At 46.8% G+C, this 22,678-nt stretch carries 21 protein-coding genes and 1 tRNA gene; 9 read left to right on the forward strand and 13 right to left on the reverse strand.

Translation table 11 applies throughout. The features are described from left to right. The first annotated feature begins 127 nt into the window (after window positions 1-127). The 4 genes from LBPC_RS11085 (at window position 128) to LBPC_RS11100 (ending at window position 3,366) form a co-directional block, all read left to right on the forward strand. A complete protein-coding gene (locus tag LBPC_RS11085; protein ID WP_003566973.1) occupies window positions 128-517 on the forward strand; it encodes a helix-turn-helix domain-containing protein in 390 nt (129 codons plus the stop codon). Between the two features lie 227 nt (window positions 518-744). Then, window positions 745-1,533: a tyrosine-protein phosphatase gene (locus LBPC_RS11090; protein WP_016365924.1), complete on the forward strand. Its 789-nt coding sequence runs from the start codon at window positions 745-747 to the stop codon at window positions 1,531-1,533. Window positions 1,534-1,818: 285 nt separating this feature from the next. Beyond that, the gene (gene queG / locus LBPC_RS11095; RefSeq protein ID WP_003661896.1) at window positions 1,819-2,961 is read left to right on the forward strand and encodes a tRNA epoxyqueuosine(34) reductase QueG; all 1,143 of its coding nucleotides are present in this window, start codon (window positions 1,819-1,821) and stop codon (window positions 2,959-2,961) included. Between the two features lie 39 nt (window positions 2,962-3,000). Then, window positions 3,001-3,366, forward strand: coding sequence for a hypothetical protein (locus tag LBPC_RS11100; RefSeq protein WP_003566980.1), 366 nt, complete (start codon window positions 3,001-3,003; stop codon window positions 3,364-3,366). A gap of 81 nt (window positions 3,367-3,447) precedes the next feature. Here LBPC_RS11100 and LBPC_RS11105 read toward each other — a convergent pair whose 3' ends face one another. The 5 genes from LBPC_RS11105 to LBPC_RS11125 all read right to left on the reverse strand — a co-directional run bounded on the left by LBPC_RS11105 (window position 3,448) and on the right by LBPC_RS11125 (window position 7,080). Next, entirely contained in the window at window positions 3,448-3,984 is a 537-nt protein-coding gene (locus LBPC_RS11105; RefSeq protein WP_003661894.1) for a biotin transporter BioY, read from the reverse strand. 138 nt (window positions 3,985-4,122) lie between these two features. Next, window positions 4,123-4,527 (reverse strand): MerR family transcriptional regulator, encoded by a 405-nt coding sequence (locus LBPC_RS11110; RefSeq protein ID WP_003566985.1) that lies wholly within the window; start codon window positions 4,525-4,527, stop codon window positions 4,123-4,125. Between the two features lie 215 nt (window positions 4,528-4,742). Continuing rightward, window positions 4,743-5,216 carry a flavodoxin gene (locus tag LBPC_RS11115; protein WP_003661893.1) on the reverse strand — a complete coding sequence of 158 codons (474 nt, stop codon included), beginning with the start codon at window positions 5,214-5,216 and terminating at the stop codon, window positions 4,743-4,745. An 11-nt stretch (window positions 5,217-5,227) separates the two neighbouring features. After that, window positions 5,228-6,268 (reverse strand): zinc-binding dehydrogenase, encoded by a 1,041-nt coding sequence (locus LBPC_RS11120; RefSeq protein WP_003661892.1) that lies wholly within the window; start codon window positions 6,266-6,268, stop codon window positions 5,228-5,230. A gap of 158 nt (window positions 6,269-6,426) precedes the next feature. Beyond that, window positions 6,427-7,080, reverse strand: coding sequence for an SDR family oxidoreductase (locus LBPC_RS11125; protein WP_016376630.1), 654 nt, complete (start codon window positions 7,078-7,080; stop codon window positions 6,427-6,429). Between the two features lie 225 nt (window positions 7,081-7,305). On the opposite strand from LBPC_RS11125, the gene LBPC_RS11130 reads away from it, so the two are divergent. Next, a complete protein-coding gene (locus LBPC_RS11130) occupies window positions 7,306-7,557 on the forward strand; it encodes a hypothetical protein (RefSeq protein ID WP_016366270.1) in 252 nt (83 codons plus the stop codon). 69 nt (window positions 7,558-7,626) lie between these two features. Here the strand turns inward: LBPC_RS11130 and LBPC_RS11135 are convergent. Further along, window positions 7,627-7,698 (reverse strand) — tRNA-Asn (locus LBPC_RS11135). A gap of 230 nt (window positions 7,699-7,928) precedes the next feature. On the opposite strand from LBPC_RS11135, the gene LBPC_RS11140 reads away from it, so the two are divergent. Then, entirely contained in the window at window positions 7,929-8,489 is a 561-nt protein-coding gene (locus tag LBPC_RS11140; protein ID WP_003661888.1) for a class I SAM-dependent methyltransferase, read from the forward strand. A gap of 97 nt (window positions 8,490-8,586) precedes the next feature. On the opposite strand, the gene LBPC_RS11145 is transcribed toward LBPC_RS11140, so the two are convergent. From LBPC_RS11145 to LBPC_RS11155, 3 genes are all read right to left on the reverse strand, one after another. After that, window positions 8,587-9,606 (reverse strand): RlpA-like double-psi beta-barrel domain-containing protein, encoded by a 1,020-nt coding sequence (locus LBPC_RS11145; protein WP_016365449.1) that lies wholly within the window; start codon window positions 9,604-9,606, stop codon window positions 8,587-8,589. Between the two features lie 210 nt (window positions 9,607-9,816). After that, complete coding sequence (locus LBPC_RS11150; RefSeq protein WP_003661885.1) at window positions 9,817-10,437, reverse strand: type 1 glutamine amidotransferase; 621 nt, start codon at window positions 10,435-10,437, stop codon at window positions 9,817-9,819. 25 nt (window positions 10,438-10,462) lie between these two features. Continuing rightward, entirely contained in the window at window positions 10,463-11,206 is a 744-nt protein-coding gene (locus tag LBPC_RS11155) for a TIGR02452 family protein (protein ID WP_003571262.1), read from the reverse strand. Between the two features lie 135 nt (window positions 11,207-11,341). On the opposite strand from LBPC_RS11155, the gene LBPC_RS11160 reads away from it, so the two are divergent. From LBPC_RS11160 to LBPC_RS11170, 3 genes are all read left to right on the forward strand, one after another. Then, entirely contained in the window at window positions 11,342-12,733 is a 1,392-nt protein-coding gene (locus LBPC_RS11160; RefSeq protein ID WP_003567003.1) for a hemolysin family protein, read from the forward strand. Between the two features lie 205 nt (window positions 12,734-12,938). Further along, window positions 12,939-14,396, forward strand: coding sequence for an MDR family MFS transporter (locus LBPC_RS11165; RefSeq protein WP_003567005.1), 1,458 nt, complete (start codon window positions 12,939-12,941; stop codon window positions 14,394-14,396). Continuing rightward, entirely contained in the window at window positions 14,393-14,887 is a 495-nt protein-coding gene (locus LBPC_RS11170; protein ID WP_003571266.1) for a DUF4811 domain-containing protein, read from the forward strand. Before LBPC_RS11165 ends, LBPC_RS11170 begins: the two co-directional genes overlap by 4 nt. Window positions 14,888-15,328: 441 nt before the next feature. Here LBPC_RS11170 and LBPC_RS11180 read toward each other — a convergent pair whose 3' ends face one another. The 4 genes from LBPC_RS11180 to LBPC_RS11195 all read right to left on the reverse strand — a co-directional run bounded on the left by LBPC_RS11180 (window position 15,329) and on the right by LBPC_RS11195 (window position 22,512). Beyond that, window positions 15,329-15,886: a Maf family protein gene (locus LBPC_RS11180; RefSeq protein ID WP_003661882.1), complete on the reverse strand. Its 558-nt coding sequence runs from the start codon at window positions 15,884-15,886 to the stop codon at window positions 15,329-15,331. Continuing rightward, on the reverse strand, window positions 15,883-17,838 hold the full coding sequence (mutL, locus tag LBPC_RS11185; protein WP_003661881.1) for a DNA mismatch repair endonuclease MutL: 1,956 nt from the start codon (window positions 17,836-17,838) through the stop codon (window positions 15,883-15,885). The genes LBPC_RS11180 and mutL overlap by 4 nt, the downstream gene beginning before the upstream one ends. A 4-nt stretch (window positions 17,839-17,842) precedes the next feature. After that, a complete protein-coding gene (mutS, locus tag LBPC_RS11190) occupies window positions 17,843-20,416 on the reverse strand; it encodes a DNA mismatch repair protein MutS (protein WP_012491883.1) in 2,574 nt (857 codons plus the stop codon). Between the two features lie 266 nt (window positions 20,417-20,682). Continuing rightward, a complete protein-coding gene (locus tag LBPC_RS11195) occupies window positions 20,683-22,512 on the reverse strand; it encodes an APC family permease (protein WP_003584851.1) in 1,830 nt (609 codons plus the stop codon). Window positions 22,513-22,678 lie beyond the last annotated feature (166 nt).

Genomic DNA, 22,678 nt, shown 5'->3' on the forward strand with positions numbered 1-22,678 from the left:
TATGTTTTATTTCCGTGGGTTTATGATTGATTTAATACGCATTAATGCTATATTAAAGTTAGTGAGCTTGCATTCTTGAATTTAAGGATTCGGCGCCAAAAAAAATTGAAAGAAATGTGGTGGAAATATGATTACAAATGGTGTTGGCAGCGTGCTGCGACAGATCCGAAAGGGTCGCGGCGAATCAATCGTCGAAGTTGCAAAAGCAACCCATACTTCCCCAGCTAGTTTTACTAAGTGGGAAAACGATCAAACAATTCCGAGTGAACGGAGTATTCGCAAACTTGCAGAATACTATAATACAGATCCGCTCGAATTATTGAGTGTGGCTTATCCGGATAAATATGCTCAGAAGCAAGAAAACGAACAACCGGTCGGTGATGGTCCATCAATCCGTGTTGAGGACTTGTTAGGCAACAACTCAGTTCTGACATACAATGGTGTTCCACTTGCGGCGGGCACCAAGTCGCTGGTAGCGGCTTTCATTGCCGGATTAATTATCGCTCAGCCTGAGTAAAGTTATTCTTCAAGGAAAGCCGTCATTTGACGGCTTTTTTTGTCCCTTCTGATACGCTCAGTCGACATGCCTTATACACGTATAACCCTTGAAAACAATGCATTCTCGCTCACTCATAAAAGCACAGCCTAATGCCCAACTAGCTGGAAAACTTAAGGATGCATTGCCGGTACCAACAACTTTCGCGTATACTGGAGTCAAGCGTTTTCATGATGGAGGAATTAAATTTGGAACCCAATGTTCTTGACATTAAAAATGGACTTAACTTTCGCGACCTCGGCGGCTATAAGACAAAATCCGGTCAATTAGTCAAACCTAAGAAAGTCATTCGCTCTGCTAAGTTGAGCGAGTTATCTGACCAGGATTTGCAATACCTTTCCGATTACGGGCTCATCGCCGATGTCGACTTTCGCTCACCCGAAGAACAAGCAGCTGAGCCCGATCGATACCCAGAACACGCGACCTACCATTTTGTGCCGGTTTTCCCAACAGACGAAACCAAGAGTAGTGAACAGGCGGATGCCTTGCAAAAGAGCTTCTCACGTGATCCGCACGCAGGTTTTGAAAACATGGTTAAAACCTACGCCGACATCGTCAAAATGCCTTCTGCACAAAAGGCTTATCGTCAATTCTTCGACATCCTCTTAAGTAACGATGACGAAAATGGTGCTGTTCTTTTCCATTGCACAGCCGGTAAAGATCGAACCGGGATGGGCGCGGTATATCTACTTTCAGCCCTCGGTGTTGATGGTCATACCATTCGCCAAGACTACCTCGCGACAAACGATCTCATTCAGCCGATGGTCGAAAAGAATTTGGCAGCTGCTCGTAAGCATGGCGCAACTGATGCTCTTCTTGCCAACATTCAAGATCTCGGCACGGTTTCGGGTGCCTTTCTTGACAGTGCCTTAGCCACAATCGATGCTGAATATGGCAGCATGCGCGACTATTTGCAAGATGAATTAAAGCTGACCCCCTCTGAAAAACGGGATCTCCGCGAACTTTATCTACAGTAAAAAGCTACATGAATGAGTTACAACAGTTGATGGTTCAATCAGACAATATCTTTGAGCACATCTATCAAGAAACTGGGAAAACACCTCTGTTGAGTCCCGCAAGCGCGGTGTTCTTTGACAGGCGATGTTTCAGTCCCGGTTTCTTTTTTAATTATGCGTGATCACTTTCTGCGTTCTTAACGATACTGATAACAACAAAAAATAGCTAAATTTAATCGGCATCTTTGCGTTCCTACTCTAACTTGGCTAGAATAATGACATCAATGACGTTAAGAGGTGACCGGGATGGATTTAAAAATGATGATTAAAGCCCATGCTAAAGAGTTGGGAATCGACAAAATTGGCTTTACGACCGCTGATAATTTTGCCGCGCTCAAACCTAGCTTGCTCGCACAAAAAGCGGCCGGTCACACGACTGGCTTTGAACATCAAAATATCGATGAACGCCTATATCCTGATAAAATTTTTGACCAGCCACAAAGTATAATCGCAATTGCGTTAGCGTATCCGGCTAAAATCCATGAACGACCGCCGCGAACAGGACCCAAACGTGGCCGATTTGCGCGGGCCAGCTGGGGCATTGATTATCACACTGTGCTTGATCGAAAAATGGCGTCACTTATCAAGTTTATTAAACGAACGGCAGAAAATGATCCTAACTTGCGTTTCAAACCCATGGTCGATACAGGTGAATTAATCGATGTTGTCGTTGCGCAACGCGCCGGCCTCGGCTTTATCGGCAAAAACGGTCTACTCATCACACCTGAATTTGGTTCGTATGTGTACCTCGGTGAGATCATTACCAATATTAAGTTTGCCCCTGACGAACCGATGACCTCACAGTGCGGTGATTGTACTCGCTGTATTGATTTTTGCCCGCCAAAAGCCTTGCTTGGTGACGGTCGCATGAATGGTCAACGCTGTCTTTCCTATCAAACCCAGACGAAAGGCTACATGGATCCAGAATTTCGGCCCATGATTCGCAACGTCCTATACGGCTGCGATATCTGCCAGCAGGTTTGTCCGTTTAATAAAGGCAAAGATTTTCATATCCATCCAGAAATGGAACCCGACCCGGAAACGGTATTACCGGAACTGATTCCAATGTTAACGCTGACCAACAAGGACTTTAAAACGCGCTTTGGCAAACTGGCTGGTGCTTGGCGCGGCAAAAAACCACTGCAACGTAATGCCATTATCGCACTGGTCAACCTGCATGACCGCAGCGCCATTCCTCACTTGCTCGAGGTCATTGAGCATGATCCGCGACCAATGATTCGAGCAACTGCAGCTTGGGCCGTTGGTGAATTACAGTCATCGTCTAATCCTGAAATCGAGACTTTTCTTAAAACGGCCTTGGCAAAAGAAACGACGCCAGAAGCCCAAGTCGCCTTTCAGGATGCACTTGATCACCTAACCCAACATTGAGCATGTTATAATGACTCTTAAGAATACGAGGTGCCTATATTGAAACTATATCAAGGACTCACTCAGGTGCAGGTCAATGAAGAAATGGCCGATGATACACCTGACTTCACCATTACCACCGATCTAACCAAACCGTTGCACTACTCACCATCGGAACTTTACCACTACTTGGATGCGGTCTTAAAACCCGGTAGCCGGCACGATCAGAATAATCTGAAGTATGTCACGGATGCCGCCTTCATCGGCGAAAATTTTGATTTCAACTCAATCCCTTACACTGCTAAGCTAAAGGATTTTGAAGAAAAAATGGCATTTGCTCGCAACCTTGTCAGTGATCTCAATCGTCACGTCAGCGTCAATCTGAATACAAAAAATCATACGTTTGAACTTTTATTCGTTGATTAAGAAAAAATAAAAACCGTTGTTCGGGAAGTTTTCCCCGACAACGGTTTTTTTGTACTTTCAATTTAAGCAGGAATCTGCTATCTAGCGCAAGGCCGGGATCACAGCTGTCAATTGTTGAACAACCAACACACTGAGCGCCATCTTGAGCAAGTCACCAGGAATATAAATCAAAACACTCGCAAGCGCTGGGACAAAGCCCAAACTGGTAGTCGCAGCTAACCACGCGGCACCCAGAAATTCCGTCAAAAGAACCGCACCAAATGTCATACCCAGTACTTTGGTTAACCAAAAATCAGGTTTCAGATAGTGCGTTATGGCCGCATATGCTATCGGTGTCAACAACCAGCCGTACATGAAACCAGCAGTCGGTCCTAAGAAAATAGCAATACCGCCTCGACCGCCTGTCAATACTGGCAAGCCTAATGCTGCCAATGCCAATAACATACCAATTGTGATCGTTGCTGGCCGCGTTGGTAACAACATTGCAACCAACATAACACCCATGTTCTGCAAGACAATCGGCACACCAAGAAAGCCAACAGTGATCGGTGGCGCAAAGGCCAAGCCAATCAAAACTGCCAACAATAGTCCCATCCGTGTCAAAGTTTTTGTTTGCATGAAGTCACCATTCCCATCTTATGTTTCACTTAGGATACCATATCGTGACGCCATGCAGTACCAAAAATCGTTCAGGGCATGTCTCTTTTGTGTTCTTTTGCCGAAAAATCGCCTTTTTGTGGCTAAAATACCCGATTGTTACTTTTCTTCGGTCAATTTACCTTCATAAGCCAGTTTCTCGTTTTCGTAGCCCAGCATGTGATCTTCAAAATGATCAATTTTATAGTCTAGGTAGCGAAGGGTCTTGTTAATATTATCGCGCCGTTCAATCAAAGCATCGCGTTGTTCAATAAACAAAGACTTTCGGGCTGCAATTGTTTGATCGCCTTCCCGTAAAAGCTTAACAAACTCGGAAAGCGATTCAATCGACATCCCAGCCTTACGCAGAACCATGATGTAATAAACCCAGTTGACCGCATGTTCATCGTAGTCACGATAACCACTCTGATTCCGTTGAATTTCAGGCAATAACCCAATTCTTTCCCAGTAACGCAATGTATCCTTTGTCAGATTAAACTTTTTACTAACTTCATCAATTGTCACGCTTATCGCTCCTTCAACAGTCTCAGCAGATCAACGACATGATTATCTGGCATTCACCCGCAAACTAAGTTCAGTGGTCTAATACCGATCACAACGGATTTTTGACTCAGATAGTCAAATGATCCTTTGCATGATGTGACTCACCATGAGCTCCAATTAATACCTGATAAACCTTTGTCCAAGCATCTCAAAATTTTTAGCACACCAAGACGTTTCTACAACGTTGTCAGCCATGCAGAGATTTCGGCCTTCTTTTGGGCGACATTATCACCCGCCATACCAAATCCTTGTTTGACTTGCAGTTGCCCAGCTGCCTGTTTAAACGCCTGTTCATAGGCGCCGGGTGTGCCAGCATCGGTATAAAAAGGCCTGAATACAGCTCGACTGCCTTGCACCTGTTTTAGAAAACTCAAAACTGGTGTTGATGGCGCTGCCGACCAAACCGGACCACCAACCAAGATCGTTTCATAACCGGTCAGATCAGGAATAACCGTTGTCAGATGCGGTAAATTTCCGGACGCTACTTGGTGTTTTGCCCGACCAGAGGTGTCATACATATCTGACGAAAAAGTTTGCTCAGGAACACGTAGAGCTAACAGGTCTGCATCTGTCGCCTGTTGTAAATATTTCGCCAATGTAGCAGTATGCCCTGACCATGAATAATACACAATCAGTACTTTACTTGCCATGACAGTCTCCTTTAACCTTCAACCACGATTAGTGACTTAATGGCCTTCCGCTGATCCATCGCATCATAAGCGTCTTGAATATGTTCAAGATCAAAGCGTTGCGTGAAGACTTTGCCTGGGTGAATCTCGACATTCAAGACGGCTTTGAGTAGCAATTGTTTGTCATCTGTCGTGACCGAAGCGATCCCCCCACGCAGACCAATATTTCGCCAGAACAGATTATTCGTGTTCATCTCTGGCTTTTGAGGTACGCCGACACGACCCACAACTGCGCCTGGACGACCTACTTTAGTGGCAGTTTCCACTGACTGTTCAGTGCCAACACATTCAAGCACAGCATCAGCACCTGCGCCGTTCGTCATTGCTAAGACTTTCTGAACCGCTTCATCCCCACGTTCGGGTACAATATCAGTTGCGCCAAAAGCAATCGCCATTTTTTGCCGGTCTTCATGCCGACTCATCGCAATGATGCGCTTAGCACCGCGTAACTTGGCAGCAATGACGCCGCAAAGGCCAACTGCCCCGTCGCCCATGACAACAACTGTATCGCCTTGTTTAACCTCGGCGCTTGCAGCAGCATGATAACCTGTCGCCATGACATCAGCCAGTGTGACAAATGAATTCAACATCTCATCTGAATAATCGCTCGGCTGACCCGGAATTTTAACCAAGGCCCAGTTTGCATTCGTGAAACGTAAATACTGCCCCTGATAGCCACCATTGCCGCCTGCTTCCTGATTCATGCAATCACCATCAAAACCGGCAAGACAAGCCGCACAGTGACCGCAACCATGTGTAAACGGCGCAATGACAAAATCACCGACATGAATATCATGAACTTCAGCACCGACTTCTTCCACAATGCCAATCGCCTCATGACCAACAAGACTATTAGCGTCTCGATGTGAGATGCCGCGGAACCACCATAAGTCTGATCCGCACACACTGGCTCGAACAATCTTGATGATTGCATCAGTTGGCTTTTGAAGCTGCGGTCTTGGTACATCTTGTGTTTCGACTTTACCTGGTCCTAAAAAAAAAGCTGCTTTCATTTGAAATACCTCCTAAATGTGAGCACGAGCCAGCACGATTACCAACCGGCGTGTAAGTGACCTTGGGCGCGATAATCGCACTTTGACCATTACAACCAAGGTCCTTACACACAGATTGCTGCGCTGGCGAGCGCGTTATCGTGAGCGCTTTTCCCCAGTTAATAAACCGGTCGATCTGATCCGGCCGTATCAGGATCGGCAATCCCGACACTGTCTTTTTTCAAATAATCAGGATCCGCAATGATCTTAAGCACCACGTCGGCCACACTCTTGCGTGAACCCGAAACTCCGACATAAGTTTCATCTTTATGCGTCAGTTGATACTTAACGTCACGATCATTTAGCCAAGGTAGGCGTAAGGTTGTGTAGTCGAGACCCGACTGTTCAAGAAGTTGATCTGACTTCAGAGCTGATGGTAACCCATTGCCGATAGTCGCCTTGTTCCACTTGCCAAAGGCGCCTGGAACTTCGTTATAGATCCCGAGAACATTCGTATAAATCACCCGCTGCACGTGACCAGCCTTCATCCCCGCAATGACATTTTGTGTTTGTTGGCTGCCTTTGCTATGATCAACCACGCCGACAAATACAAGATCCTGGTCAACCATTGCTTTTTTGACATCATCCAACCGATCAAGACTGCCCTCAACCAGTGTGACCCGCGGATTTTTCGCCAACTGGGCCAAGCGTGATTGATGGCGTAAGAACAAGGTTAAATGTACATTGGCGAATTGATCATCGTTGAGAATTTGATTTTCAATCAGTCGTGAGATCTGGCCGTTTGCAGCCATTATCAAAATATTCTTTATCAAAACATCGCCTCCATGTAGATGTGCATCGCTTGCTTGAGTTTTCCCCGTAAACTGATATCGCAGTCATCACTGCCGATTCAGCTATAGGGGGATCACCCCAGTCAAGAAAAACGTTATCTGTATCTAATTCGTTTATGGCTGAATCAATAAAGATGCCATTATCGTGGACAAGTTGCGTTATCTAAACCTTACTTCTTACGACCAAAGGCTATATTAAACCTTTGTGTGCACTCCAATGCAACCACAATCATCATCATTATTTCGCTAATGAATGTGTTGTTGTCGCTCAATTTACGCAAACTCAATCCAGAGGCTAACTTTGGCCTGTTGTATGCCACACCTACCGTAATCGTCGCCCTTGATTTATTGCTCAAGCTAGTCGGTCTCCTTGTTTCTGTGACCATTTTCCCAGCCGCAATGGTGCTGTCAATCTTATTGGCCAGCCTTCTATTGATTTTCTTTCCAAAATCAGCATGAAACAACATGGCAATTTATGAAAATTTGCAAAAAAATAGCTGTGAACGAAATTTCGTTCACAGCTTTCGACTGCCCAGGCTGGATTCGAACCAGCGACCCTTTGATTAACAGTCAAGCATTCTACCACTGAACTACTGGGCAATGAGTATGTATAGTATATTCTCATGTTTCTTAGAAAAATGCAATATTTTTCGTCTTTCTTTTTTGCCATTTCCCTTTAAAAATTTAAAAATAGTTTTGACGTGCGCAGTATGACCACAAAAACGCTGACGGTCTTTGGTTATCGCTCGATGAACCTGCATAGTGCCCGTGAAATGGCCGCACGCTGACAAGCAGTTTCATCTATAATAAAGGTGAAAGGTCGTGAACCTATGGATGCTCCTTACCCGAATATGCAAGATCTGCCTGATTTGCCGTCTGAATCCGGCAACGATCAACCAATATGGAAAGCACTTGCCAAAAAAATACCCTCAGTTGCTGATCGTCGTGTTCTCGTCATTCATTGCGGCGATGGTTGGTTTTGTCGTCATGCCCTCAACGGCGGTGCCACCGCGGTTCTCGGTATTGACACCGATGCGGTTGCCATTCAAGATGCCCGCGCTGTTGCCAGCTCCGATCGCTTACGTTATCGCATCATGCCGGATAAATGGCTAAAACTGTTAACTGGACCATATGATCTCATCGTCGGCTCATTTGATCAATCACCAGAGGAGCTACGTGCCATGACTCATGTTTTAAGTGCGCTGCTTAGTCCTAAAGGCCAACTTATCGCCGCTGTTGCACCATCAAAGCAGCCCATTGGCGATGATCTCGCAGTTGATGAACTGATCAGCTCACAACTTGTGATCAATCGTTGGTACCAAGTGACGGATAAGCGGCTCACCCAAACGGAACAATTATATCTGTTGCTTAGCTCGCGGGTTTCGCACTGACATCTCAAGGTGAGCAACGGTCATTGACCACTACAATTAAAATGAGCACAAAAAAAGCCGAAGCACTTGCTCCGACTTTTTTGATGCATTCATTTAATTACTGAAGTACTTCAACGGTTGCGGACAAGATCCCTGCTGCAGGAATCTGGCCACTCGGCATTGCAACATCTAACTGATTAGGATTGCCTGCAGCAAAACTACCAGTATCATTAACTGTCCGAGTCAATGTTTGACCATTGGACATGGTGATACGTAATACGGTGCCTTTAGGGAAGACGCTCAAGTTAGCAGCAACGCCACTGTAGCCCATGTTGCTACCTAGAACAGCCGGATCATAGAAGCTGATCTTGAAGGTGCCTTTGTTAGTTGCACTTTGGGTTGGTTGTGACGTCTGAGTTGTCTGAGCAACTGGTTGGCTAACCGCCTGCTGTTGTACTTGTTGTTGCTGCTTTTGTTGCGCAGCTGCCTGCTGAGCCTGTTGCTGCTGAACTTGTTGCTGTTGTGCTTGCTGAGCTTGTTGCGCCTGTTCAGCAGCCTGTTGTTGTGCTTGCTGGTTAGCGGCCGATTCAGCAGCAGCTTGAACTGACGCAGCTGATTCAGCGGCAGCACTTTCAGCGGCGCTTTGCGCTGCTGCGGACGCAGCGGCACTCTGAGCAGCAGCGCTTGATGCTGCTTGCGCATTAGCTGACGCAGTTGCGGCCTGAGCAGCTTGTTCGGCTGGTGACGTTGTTTGAGTCGGTGCGGCAGCCGCATCAGCCTTTTTCGTCAATGGTGCCAACTGCTGCAAAGTATTAATACTCAGATAGCGTTCTGGAATCCAGCCGTGGTCTTCAGTTTCATACCAAATTTCTGCGAAGACTTTTTTACTATTCACAAATTTAACGTGTTCACCAGTTGTCACATAACGCTTAACTTGTTGACCCGCTGTCGGTGAGTTCCAAACAGTCGTAGCACCACCGTTGTAGGTAACATCAGCTTCGGTTTTGTCGCTAGCTGGTGCACTGACGGTCGCGGTTTCAGTATTCTTCGTAGCAGCGCTGACGTGACTTGGCTTGGACAATGCCACGGCAGACAGTGCAACTGCTGAGAATAATACTGTACTTAAAAGCTTTTTCATGTTCGTATTCCTCCTGGGTTTGTGTGGTGATTTAACTAACTGAGACTTAGTATAGCTATCCAGTGTTACGAACATGTATTCTGTGTGTTGCGATTGGGTTAAGTTCTATGACAAAAGATTACATTAGATGACATCCTTAACAAACTGACACTGCCTTTTTGTTAAACCAAACTAAAACGGCATCTCTGTCAAACAGATGCCGTTTCACTTCTATAGGAAGAGTCGATCCAATGTTGCTGCCAAAACCTGATGTCCGTGATCCAGTATCCCCAGATTGACAGGGCCTTGCGGTTTGCCTGCTGCCGCACCAATTTCAGCAATCATGTCTGGGGTCACTTCCAGATGGAACTGGAAGCCAACGATATGGTCATGATAAGCGAAGCCTTGCAGCGCATGCTCATTTTCGTAAAGTAATGTACTTCCTGGTAAGCGGCTCATCGCTTCCCCATGCCAGTGGAAAACATTGAGTAACGTGCCATCGGTACCGCGCACGGTGCCGATGCCTTCTTCTGGTTGCGGCATTCGATAAACATTGGCACCAAATGCTTTGGTAATCTGCTGGGCACCTAGACAAATCCCCAACACCGGGCGGCCCAATTTATTGAGGCTGCGGATCAAAATTCGTTCTGCGGCGAGCCAATCAAAGTCATCATTGACGCTCATGGGTCCACCTAGCAAAATCAACCCATCCATCTCTGCTGGGTTCAGTTGTGCAATTGGATCCCCTTGATCAGGGCGGTAAGTGACCATGTCAACTTGCTTGTCTGCGGCCCAGTCTTTAATTGTGCCAAGATCCTCTGTATCAGTATGCTGCATGACTGTCAGCTTCATGCTGTCGTGCTCCTTTCGTGGCCGCTTAATCTTGGCCTTTCAACGCTGCTGCAAATGGCTTGATTGTGGTCATTGCGGGATCATAAATCGCAAAGTAAACCCGCTTAAACGCCCCTTCAAATTCGGGCAATAATAACGCTTTTCGAAACAACTTGGCGACTGGTGCAACTGGATTGCCAAATACGCCGGTTCCAAACGCACCTAAAATGACCTGATCGACATCATGCGCCTTAAACGCCCGAAGCGTCTGCAGAATTTTAAACGCGATATCGTTCATGGCAGTTGCATCATCTAGCGTTGCATCAATTCGGCGATTAGGTGCTGCGACGGTGACAATGTCGACATATTTGTCTGTTAATCGCCGCCCTTGATCATCGAAAAGCTGGCGAACATGTTCTGCATAGATCAACTTCTGACTAAAAAGCCCGCGATTTGGCTTGCGACGATTAAGCTCATAATAATCTGCCATGTGCTGCTCAAGGGCTGGAACCAAATAAGTCCCCTTGGCAATGGCTTCTTCCTGCGCACGTGCGCCAACTGCAACCCCGCCGCCTGGATCGACCGGACTTGCAAAATTCATGACGCCGATTTTGCCCGTCAGTTCACTCATCAATTGGAAAACATCAACATTACGCAAGGCAATTTGCGGCGGTTCTGTCCCTTTCGCTGGCGTTTGCGGCAATGGTTCGCTAATGACCTGTGTTTTGGGCATTTCTGGTCGTGCCTTAAATGCTGCCATTGTCTCTTGGTACATCTTGACTTGTTCCATTCCTGCCACCTTCAATTAAATATTTTCGATTGACCCAAGCATAACATAGAAGCAAAGTGATGGAATTATCGGTCATCTTTGTCATTCAATGTTAAAATTAACTTTGTACGATACATGAAATGAGGAATGGAATACATGGAAAGTGGCCAAATCGTCCCCAATTTATTGGTGATGCTCGTCACCTTTTTATTCGCGGCATTTTTTGTCGCGTGTGAATTTGCTCTGGTGCAAAGTCGTCCAAGTGCTTTGGAAGAAATGATTGATAATGGTACTGGCCGTAAAGCTAAAGTCGAGCGGGCTTTACGAATGGTGCATAATCTAAACGAGTATCTCTCAACGACACAGGTTGGTGTTTCGCTGGCTGGCATTATCCTTGGTTGGATCGGGGAAACAACCGTTGAGTTTTTGTTGGTTGATCTTTTTGGCTTGACCCACCTGAGCTTGCCTAATGGTAGTCTGCACGCGGTTGGCGCGATTTTAGGCGTGATTATTTTAACCTATTTAGAAGTCGTGTTAACCGAAATTGTTCCAAAGAACATCTCGATTGATTATCCGATCAAAACCTTAATGCTGGTTGTAACACCGCTACATTATTTCCATATTTTGTTCTATCCTTTTGTTTGGCTGCTGAATGTCAGTGCCACCGGGATTGTCAAAATGATGGGGATGAAGCCCGCAGACGAAGGCAACGAGGCCTTTTCGCAAGCTGAGATTCTGAGCCTGAGTAAAAATGCCGTCACAACTGGTGACATGGAGCAAAATGATGTTATCTACATGCAGCGGGCATTTGAACTGAATGACAAGACTGCCAAAGACATCATGGTGGATCGAACCAGCTTGTTTGTCATTGATATCACTACCACCGTCAAAGAAGCTTTGCGGGATTACTTAACGCAAGGTTACAGCCGATTTCCGGTTGTTGCGAATGGCGATAAGGATAAGATTCTCGGGTATGTTTACATCTATGACTTGGTCAAGCAAGGTCAAGTCGACCCGTCTGTGAAAGTCTCTAAGCTGTTACGTTCCATCATTAATGTGCCTGAAGTAACACCGATTCATAGCATTCTGGCACAAATGATCAAAAAACAGACGCCAATTGTTGTGGTCGTTGACGAATATGGTGGTACTAGTGGGATTGTCACCGACAAGGATATTTACGAAGAACTATTTGGTACCGTCAAGGATGAAATTGATGATGTCTCTGATGAATACATTCGGCAAACGGATGATCCAAAGGTCTTCCGAGTCAGTGGCAAAACAACCTTGTGGGATTTTGAACGTTACTTCCACACCAATATTAAAGCCTTCACTGATTCAGAAATCATCACCATTGCTGGCTTTATCATGGAAGATCATCCCGATTTGAAACTGCACGATAAGGTCAAGATTGATCATTTCAACTTCACCGTTGCAGATTTTTCCCGTGGCTTTGCTAACTGGTTTGATGTCACACAAGATCCAAAACCAGTTAAACAAACGGTTGCTGAAGAGGTTAAAGAAGCTAAAAACGACGATAACAAGCATTAATCAGGATCCAGCTAAACTTTCAAAAACGTGGTACTCGTTGAGGGGATCACGTTTTTTTATCGTAATCTATTTTTGTGCAATACCGCTAGGCGCAACTACCAGCCGATAAACTAAACCCTAATGACAGCAACGATTTCATTATTTACCCAAAGCCGTTGAGGACGTGCTAGACTGGATTATAACGATTTTAAGAAAGGACACGATATTGTTGACAACAACAGACGTTAATGGTCATCCATATAATCGCTTGCTGCTTGTGATTACCTTGTTGATCGGTACTTTTACAACATTCTTGACGCAAACGATTTTGACCACGGCTTACCCGACGCTGATGGCGGATTTTCACATCAGCGCGAGTGCAGTCCAATGGCTGACCACTGGCTTCATGCTGATTATGGGTATTATGATCCCGGTTTCCGCATGGCTGCTGGATAAATTCAATGTTAAGTATCTCTACTTAACAGCTATGACAATCTTTTTCCTTGGTTCCTTGATTTGTTGGTTAGCACCAGATTTTCAAGTTCTGCTGGCTGGTCGGCTCACGCAGGCAATTGGCGTTGGTATGTCAATGCCGACTTTCCAAACAGTCATGTTCACGATTTTCCCACCTGGCAAACGTGGTAGTGCCATGGGCCTAGCTGGGATTGTTATTGGCCTAGCTCCTGCTATCGGCCCGACGCTTTCTGGTTGGATTCTGCTTAATCATACTTGGCGGGCTTTATTTGCCGTTATTATGCCAATTGCTGCTGGGGTCGTGCTCCTGGCCATCTATAGCATGCGAAAAGTTTTGCCGACCTCGAATCCAAAAATTGATATTCCTTCCATTATTGCTTCTACTTTGGGTTTTGGGGGCTTGCTTTATGGCTTCTCCACAGTTGGTGATGCTGGTTGGACCGATTCCCAAGTACTGATTAGCTTAGCCATCGGCATTATTTTCGTTGCCTTATTCTGCGTGCGCCAGTTACGCCTCGAAACGCCTCTGCTAGAATTGCGGGTTTTCAAATCGCGCACGTATACATTGAGCGTCATTTTAACAGCGGTGGCGTTTATGTCGATGGTTGGTGTAGAAATGGTCTTGCCAATGTACATCCAAACGATCCGTGGTGAATCTGCCTTTCACTCTGGGATGATCCTTTTTCCCGGAGCCATCATGATGGGGATTATGAGTCCAATTACCGGCCGGATTTTCGACAAAATTGGGGCAAAGCGGCTGGCTGTTGCCGGTCTGTTCCTGCTAGTTGCCGGATCGCTGCCGCTGGTCACCCTAACTGCTAACACGCCGATTATCTATATCACGACCATTTACACAGTGCGCATGTTCGGCATTACCATGGTCACGATGCCGGTCACCACTGCTGGTATGAACGCCTTGCCAACACACCTGATCAATCACGGGACGGCGGTCAATAACACGGTTCGGCAAGTCGCCGCCTCAATTGGGACCGCAATACTGGTGTCAGTATTATCAGTAGTCACTAAAGATGCAACGCCAGCCGCTAGTGGTCGACTGCTTGACCCGATCCATTACACCAACGCTATGAACAATGCAGTCATTGCCGGTTATCGCGCGGCTTTTGCCGTCTCACTAGTCATGGCAGCGCTTGGTCTCGTCCTCAGCTTATTTTTGAAAACAGACGTCATTGATCGGAGGGACGCCTCATGATTATCTTGTTATTGATCGTCGGTGCGCTTGCCTTTTTCTGGGCTGTTGTGTTAATGCAACCAAGTCGGCGCCGTCAATTAACGATCTGGGTAAGCGCGGGACTTGTCTTGGCCCCCATCCTATTGTTAAGCGTGAATGACCTTTATCACGTTGGCTTCAACATTGACGAAACCACTGAACTGCAGCCATTAGCACCGATGGACGACCAGTTGCAAATTTCGCGGCGGCCCATTGGCACAGCAAAAAAGCATTTCAGCTATCGTTACCTTATCATTTCCGATGCAACCGTTCATACCGCTACACCTAGTACCACGGTCTCAACTCGCATCGAACACGGCACCATTCCGCAAGTTGCAGTGACAACTCAGAAGCTGACTTATAGCAATGCGCTAACCGCTATTTTGTTTGCTGGATCAGGCGAACAAGGTAAAGCAATTGGCAAAATTTACACCTTCACACTGCCAGCAAATTGGCAGATTGTTGATCAGTAAACGCCATCTTGCACTCGCAGAAACCGATTCACGTTCCGTCATCACGCACTCGCCAGCACAAAAATTTGAAGCTGAGCCATACACTTATGATTTATTAGATCTCAATTGATCTGAGTAATGGGTCTGGCAAAAAGTTTCTTGTCGTGCCAAACTCCGCAATCTCCGGCCAGCTGGGGTGGCAACGCGAAGCTAGAGCGGAGACGGCGCTTCGAGCCCAAAGACCGGTCTCGAAGTCGCCTAACCACATCAGCGCCAAAGCCCGTCGCTGTGTTGTTTGCACGGCTGAGCCCCATCTGGCCTACGATTGCTACGCTTTGGCACTGAAATCTTTAAAGCCCACCCTGCGCTTTCTATCAAACTACTTAGCGCTAAAAAAAGTCTGACGTTCAGCGAAACGCTTCATCTCGCTGAGGATCGTCAAACTTTTTTGATTGCCCGTATTTATTGCGGTTCGGCCAACAGCATGCGGTACAAGGTGCTGATGGGCAGGCCCATGACATTGTAGAAATCACCCTGAATTGACTTGACCAGTAGTGCTCCGGCATCCTGAATGCCATAGGCGCCTGCTTTGTCTTGGTAGGCGTCTTCCGCCAGATACGATTCAACATCCGCTTCACTTAGCGGCCAGAAGGTAACATCAGTCGTCACGACCTGCTGCCGTACGCTACCATTGTCCAAGCGCACCCACAAACCGGTATAAACCTGATGTGTCTGACCACCCAATGCCGTGATCATCTGTTTGGCTTCGGCGCGGTCATGTGGTTTGCCTAATAACTTGCCTTGAAACACCACCATGGTATCGGCGGCGATAATCGTTGCCCCGGGGTAACTTGGTACAAGTGATTGTCCCTTAGCTGTCGCCAAGCTCTGAACATATGCTGGCGGATCCAACACTGGCAAAGCGCGTTCATTGATACTGGCAGGATGGCTTTCAAAGTCAGACACAATCCGCTTTAACAATTCCTGTCGCCGTGGTGAATGACTGGCCAAAATGATCATGCTTGCATTTCCCCGCTTTCGTGACTGTCTTGAATCCGTTTGAACATTTTCTCAAGATCGGTGTTTGAAAAGTGAACCAAGACCGGCCGACCATGCGGGCAATTGAAGGGATTCTCACATTCCGGCAACTTCTGCAATAATGCTCGCGCCTGTCTGTCGTCCAAATGGTGATTGGCCTTAATGGCACGCTTACAGCTCATCATGATAGCAGTTTTCTCCCGAAACGCTGCGACTGTCATGCGACCATCACGCAAAACCCAATCCACCATTTCTTTAATGGTATCTTCTTCCTGCCCAGCTTTAAACCAAGTCGGATGATGTTCAACAACAAAGCTGTTTTGGCCAAAATCTTCCAGATATAGTCCAACCGACTCAAGCACGTCCCGATGATCACGAATGCTAATGGCATCAGCCGCGGAATAGTCTAACACAATCGGTACGAGTAAATGTTGTTGGTCGTTGCTGACTTCGCCAATAGCTTGCCGATAATACTCATAGTTCACCCGTTCTTGCGCAGCATGCTGGTCCAAAATATATAACCCATCGCCTGATTCCGCTAGCAAATAAGTGCCGTGGACTTGCGCCAAGTACGTGAGATTTGGAAAACGCTCAGCTGATTCGACATGCGAAATATCAGGTTCCGGTTCATCTGCCACCAAGGTTGGGACCACATTCGAAGCTAGCCGCTGATACCGCTGATCCCATGCAGCCAGACGTTGCGGTTCGTTAAAAATCGGCTGATCATCCAAATCGCCAATCTCAAGATCTGGTGAAGTTGGTGCCGGTGTCGGCTCCTCAGCAGCCGCGTCTGCCAAGTTAGTAGTTGTGTTTTCGCGCAAGTGCTGCCCTTGCTGCGGCTGAACTGAGGGCATCGTCTTGGGACTGATCTTATTCAATGTCAGTTCTAGTTCATCCAGATCATACCGTTCTCTTTTTGGCAGATTATCGAGCGCATCGGGAATCAGGTTTTCCTTCGCCAATCGTGTTCGAATCGCCTCGCTGAGCAAATGACTAAGCTGATCTTCCTTGCTCAGACGCACCTCGGCTTTTGTCGGGTGAACGTTGACATCGACTAACGCAGCATCCATCTCAATGTTGATGACGCCCATTGGATAACGCCCCACCATTAACTTCGAGCCGTAACCGGCAATAACCGCCTTCGTCAGTTGGAAGTTCTTAATATAACGGCCATTGACAACTAAACTCAAGTAATTACGCGAAGCTCGGGTCGTTTCAGGCAAACTTGTTAACCCGCTAACCCGAAAATCAAGATCTTGTGCTTTGAAATCAACCATTGAGCGCGCCACAGACAAGCCATAAATTCCGGCCAGCGTCTGGCGCAAATCACCTTGACCAGCTGTGCGCACCACCATATTGCCATCATGTGAAACCGTGAAGGCAATATCAGGATTTGCGATCGCCAATCGGCTGACGATATCCACAATTTTTCCCAGTTCAGTTTGCTGCGACTTCATATACTTCAGCCGCGCCGGTGTGTTGAAGAACAAATCATTCACTTCAACATCCGTACCGCGTCGGTGAGCCGCTGTCGACTGCGCTTCAACCTCACCGCCTTTGACGTGAATCTGGGTGCCAATCCCTGAATCCGTTGCCGTTGTCAACTTTACGTCGGCAACCGCGGCAATACTTGCCAACGCTTCGCCACGGAAGCCCAATGAATGCACATTAAATAAATCACGCGTCGTCAGAATTTTACTGGTGGCGTGCCGCAAAAACGCTGTTGCAACGTCATCCGGGGCAATCCCGATGCCGTTATCGCTAACCCGAATCTCCTGCAAACCAGCCGCGGAAATCAGGACGTCAATTTGCGTTGCTTGTGCATCGATACTATTTTCAACCAGTTCTTTGACAACACTGGCAGGGCGTTCAATGACCTCCCCAGCAGCGATCTGGTTGCTTAATGTTGCCGATAGTTGGTGAATCTTTGGCATAAAATCACTTCTTCTTTAAATGCTTCTGCAGGTCAAATATGAAATTCATCGCGTCCATCGGTGTGGCCGCCATCAAGTCAAATTTCGCAAGTTTCGTCAGAATCGGACTATTCTTTGGCGTCGGTTTTGGTTCTTCAAACAACGACAATTGTTGCTCTTCAACTTGCGGCGCTGGTGCTGGCGCCGTTTTATTGGGTGCATCGGCTTCAAGCTGTTTCAAAATCGTATCAGCACGCGCTAACAAATCTGCCGGTAAACCGGCGAGCTTGGCGACATGAATCCCATAACTCTTGTCGGCAGGGCCAGGCATCATTTTGTGCAAGAAAACCAGATTGCCATGCTCCTCAACGGCACCAACATGGACATTCTTTAACTTCGCCAAGGAGTCTGACAAACTAGTTAGCTCATGATAATGCGTTGAGAACAGCGTTTTGGCGTGGACATGATCATGCAAGAACTCAATAATTGCCTGTGCCAGCGCCATCCCATCATACGTTGCCGTGCCGCGGCCGATCTCATCAAAAAGAATCAGGCTGGAAGCCGTCGCGTGGCTTAATGCAGCATTGGCTTCCAGCATTTCAACCATAAAAGTACTTTCGCCATTGGCAAGATCATCAGCCGCTCCGATTCGGGTAAAGATCTGATCAAAAATCGGTAAGTCAGCTACATCTGCCGGGACAAACGAACCCGCTTGCGCCATGATAACAATCAAGGCTAATTGGCGCATGTAGGTACTTTTCCCTGACATGTTAGGCCCGGTGATCAGCAACATATCGGTGTCGTGATTCATGATGACATCGTTAGGAATATAACTGTCTCGGCCAAGTACATGTTCCACGACTGGGTGGCGACCACCCTTAACATTGATATCATGGGTTCCGGCATGCATCGTTGGTCGGACATAATGACTGTTTTCAGCCACTGTTGCAAAGCTTTGCAACACGTCCAAAGATGAAATCTGGGCCGCTAAAGCTTGTAGTCGTTTGATCTGGGCTTTGACCTTGTCGCGAATGTCTTGGAAAAGATCATACTCGAGCGCCGTTGAGCTTTCCTGCGCTTCAAGAATCAAGGTCTCCTTTTCTTTCAGCTCTGGGGTGATAAACCGTTCAGCGTTTGTCAGTGTCTGTTTGCGTTCATAGCGCCCTTCCGGTATTTTGTCCAAATTGGACTTAGTCACTTCGATAAAGTAACCAAAAACCTTGTTGTAACGAATTTTAAGTGTGTGAATGCCAGTTGCTTTGCGTTCCGATGCTTCCAGTTCAGCGATCCATTGTTTAGAATTCTTCATGGCATCACGATAGCTATCCAGTTTTTGATTGTATCCTCGGAGAATCAAGCCACCGTCTGTCACTGAAATCGGCGGTTCGGGTTCAATCGCACGGCGAATCAATCCAGCGACATCGCTGACTGGGTCCATTTTACTGCGAAGTGCCTTAAAACTGCCATCATCAAGCTTACCCAGCACATCCTGAATAGCCGGGATCTGATCCAAAGAGGTTTGCAACTGAATTAAGTCACGACCATTAACGGTACCAAAAGCAACTCGGCCAGCTAACCGCTCAAGATCATAGACTTTAGTTAGTCGTTCCTGCAACTCACTGCGTTCAAAAAAGTGATCCAACAAATCCTGAACCTGATTTTGCCGCACACTGATCGCATCAATATCCAGTAATGGTCGATCCAGCCATTGTTTCAATAAGCGGCCACCCATCGCTGTTTTGGTCGAATCAAGCAACGACAACAAGGTGTCACCTTTGCGTCCCGTTCTGCTGTTTTGCAAAATGTCGAGGTTACTACGGGCGTCCTGATCCATTTCCAGATAGGCGGAAGGTTGATAAGCAACCGCTTTTTGAATATGGGCCAAGCTGCGTTTCTGCGTGTTCAATAAATAGGCCATTAGCATCTGCACAACGGCAGCCTCTGCAGGATCAGTTAGCTCCTGTGACACATAACTGCCTTCACTCGTCGGTTCGGCATCCGGTTGGACTGACAGAAGCCGTTCCCCTTGCTTGAGCATTCCCGCGTCGTCATCGGTCAATTCCTCAGGCACAACGATTTCTTTGGTGGCCAGCGCACTCAGTTCGTTTTGCAGAGCAAATTTGCTTTTTAGATCCGTCACTTTGAGCTCACCGGTCGATACATCGGCATACGCAAACGCATAACCTGCTGCATGCGGCATCACAGCGGTAATATAGTTATTCGACTTGGCTGCACCGGCTTTGATGTCAACATTTGTCCCTGGCGTTACCAACTGAATGACGGCTCGTTTAACCATCCCGACAGCTTTTTTAGGGTCCTCCATCTGTTCACAGATCGCAACTTTGTAACCGTGGTCAATTAAAATATCAACGTAACTTTGGACAGCATGGTGCGGGACACCAGCCATTGGGATAGGATCGTCAGCACTCTTGTTTCGTGCAGTTAATGTTAGTTCGAGCAACTGAGCACCTTTGATGGCATCATCATTGAACAATTCATAAAAATCTCCGATGCGGTAAAACAAAAACGCATCCGGATATTGCGCCTTGATTTCGTTGTACTGCTGCATCATAGGCGTTTCACTGGTTTTTTGCGGCACGAAATTCACCCTTCGTCCTTTGACTTTCTTTGACGTTCTATATGAACCATTTTAACAGGTGCGTCAACTTTGAGCGACCCCCTGGCAAGTGCAAAGAGTGAGTTGTCGCGGTTAGAAATCGAAGCATCGGTAAACTTGAAGTTAAATGGCTGGTTTTGAGCCATTTAGCTTCAAGTTTCTTATGTACAGATTTCCGCGGCTACGTATACGTTCAAACCAAAAAACGATCAGATCATCATGATCTAACCGTTTTGCAAGTAGTCTCCCTACTTCTTCAAATGATAACTGTAAGTGGCAATGATGACATTCTCGCGACTTGCAAAGGCGGCGCGCAGGCGGAAGTTGGTTTGGTTGTGAAGAATATTCTGCCATTTTTTACGTGGTACGAACTGCGGAATGAGTACCGTGGTTGTAAAGTTCCGTTTGGCGGCGTTGCGCGCGACGATGTCAACGAAGCGAATAGTTGGGGCTTCGATGGAACGGTATGATGAGTGGATATCAACAAATCGCACCTCTGGAAAATCCGCGCGGAATTCGCTTTGGGTTTCTTTTTCCTTATTGGGATTCTCGTCCATCGAAACGTGCATAGCAATGACATAGTCGCCAATTGACTGAGCATAATTTAAGGCCGCGCGCGTAACCCGAGTGACATTACCGACCAAAACAATGACGGTGCTGCCATCGTAATCATGTTGTGCCACTTCGACCGGCAAGCGTAATTGCTCAGCAACTTTGTCATAATGATCGCGAATTTTATAAAACATGAAAATGGCGAGTGGCATCACAATAAAGAATGGCCAGATATCAAGCAATCGGTAAGCAAACAGGATGACGAGAATTGCAAAGGAAATCAACGCGCCAGAGAAGTTAGCAATCGTTTTGCCAATCCAACCTTTTCCGCGATGACGGAACCAATGGATAATCATCCCACTTTGCGACAAGGTAAATGGAATGAACACACCAACCGCGTACAACGGAATCAGCCGTTCAGTTGATCCTTGGAAAATCGTAATCAGCGCCGCGGCTCCTAACGCCAGTGTCAAAATCCCGTTAGAGTAACCCAAGCGATCGCCACGATCCAGATACATATGCGGCATAAACTTATCTTTGGCCAAATTAAAAGCCAAAACTGGAAAAGCTGAAAATCCGGTATTGGCTGCCACAGCCAAGATCAAGGCGGTCGCAAATTGAACAACGTAGTACATGATACCTGCTCCGCCAAAGGTTTCTTTGGCCACTTGCGAAAGCACCGTCACTTTGGCCACCGGCACAATACCGTACCAATAGTTCAAAAATGTAATACCAGCAAAGAAGAAGCCAAGGATGGCAGCCATGATGGCCAACGTTTTAGCCGCATTCTTTTCTTTAGGCATTTTAAAAAACGGCACCGCATTACTAATTGCTTCAACCCCAGTCAGTGAACTGGACCCACTGGAAAATGCCCGGAAGATCAAGGCCATCGAGACTCCCGGAATCGCTGCACCGACAAAGGAAGTTGCCTTGTACGGAATAGCGCCTGTTGCCACTTGGTAAAGTCCCCAGATGATCATGCCCGTCATGACGACAACGAATAAGTAAACCGGGACCATCAAAAAATTGGCCGATTCACTCATGCCACGTAAATTCATGCTCATCAGGATGAAAATGATGATCAGTGAAATGATCACCTGCTTGCCATAAAGCGCAGGAATTGCACTGGTAATCGCTTCAGCACCCGCGGAAACTGAGACTGAAACCGTTAGCATATAATCAATCAGTAATGAAGCGCCTGCGGTTAGGCCGGCATTTTTACCTAGATTTTCGCTAGCGACAACATACGCGCCGCCGCCACTAGGATAGGCGTGAATAATCTGGCGATAGGATAGTGTCAATGAAATCAAGAGCACTAAAACAAAGGCAGCGATCGGCAATGAGTACCAAATCGCAGCCGCTGACAATGTCGTCAGAACTAAGACAATTTGTTCAGTCCCGTAAGCCACACTTGAAAGCGCATCTGACGATAACATCGCCAGTGCCTTGAAAATGTTAAGCTTTTGACCGCCTTCCTCAGAAGATTTCAGTGGTCGCCCAATAAACAGGCGCTTTAAATGCATCATTTTCATTACTCCTATATGACCCGAATGTATCGGGAAAATTTAACCAAAACACAAACAATCATCAGTGTAACCTAAATAGACGCTCAAGCCTACCTTATCTAACGCAACAGGACAACTTGGTGAGATTCCCTGACGAAAAGCCCCAACAATATCGTCCTAACTAGCA

Source organism: Lacticaseibacillus paracasei subsp. paracasei (assembly GCF_000829035.1).
GTDB classification, from domain to species: Bacteria; Bacillota; Bacilli; order Lactobacillales; family Lactobacillaceae; genus Lacticaseibacillus; species Lacticaseibacillus paracasei.

Bases quoted from the DNA above. Each gene is read 5' to 3' on its own strand.
- LBPC_RS11155 (WP_003571262.1), bottom strand. From the start codon at position 11,206: ATGGAACAAGTCAAGATGTACCAAGAGACAATGGCAGCATTTAAGGCA.
- LBPC_RS11105 (WP_003661894.1), bottom strand. From the start codon at position 3,984: ATGCAAACAAAAACTTTGACACGGATGGGACTATTGTTGGCAGTTTTG.
- LBPC_RS11180 (WP_003661882.1), bottom strand. From the start codon at position 15,886: ATGATCATTTTGGCCAGTCATTCACCACGGCGACAGGAATTGTTAAAG.
- LBPC_RS11115 (WP_003661893.1), bottom strand. From the start codon at position 5,216: ATGGCAAGTAAAGTACTGATTGTGTATTATTCATGGTCAGGGCATACT.
- LBPC_RS11145 (WP_016365449.1), bottom strand. From the start codon at position 9,606: ATGAAAAAGCTTTTAAGTACAGTATTATTCTCAGCAGTTGCACTGTCT.
- LBPC_RS11140 (WP_003661888.1), top strand. From the start codon at position 7,929: ATGGATGCTCCTTACCCGAATATGCAAGATCTGCCTGATTTGCCGTCT.
- LBPC_RS11150 (WP_003661885.1), bottom strand. From the start codon at position 10,437: ATGAAGCTGACAGTCATGCAGCATACTGATACAGAGGATCTTGGCACA.
- queG (WP_003661896.1), top strand. From the start codon at position 1,819: ATGGATTTAAAAATGATGATTAAAGCCCATGCTAAAGAGTTGGGAATC.
- mutL (WP_003661881.1), bottom strand. From the start codon at position 17,838: ATGCCAAAGATTCACCAACTATCGGCAACATTAAGCAACCAGATCGCT.
- LBPC_RS11195 (WP_003584851.1), bottom strand. From the start codon at position 22,512: ATGATGCATTTAAAGCGCCTGTTTATTGGGCGACCACTGAAATCTTCT.
- LBPC_RS11170 (WP_003571266.1), top strand. From the start codon at position 14,393: ATGATTATCTTGTTATTGATCGTCGGTGCGCTTGCCTTTTTCTGGGCT.
- LBPC_RS11085 (WP_003566973.1), top strand. From the start codon at position 128: ATGATTACAAATGGTGTTGGCAGCGTGCTGCGACAGATCCGAAAGGGT.
- LBPC_RS11120 (WP_003661892.1), bottom strand. From the start codon at position 6,268: ATGAAAGCAGCTTTTTTTTTAGGACCAGGTAAAGTCGAAACACAAGAT.
- LBPC_RS11160 (WP_003567003.1), top strand. From the start codon at position 11,342: ATGGAAAGTGGCCAAATCGTCCCCAATTTATTGGTGATGCTCGTCACC.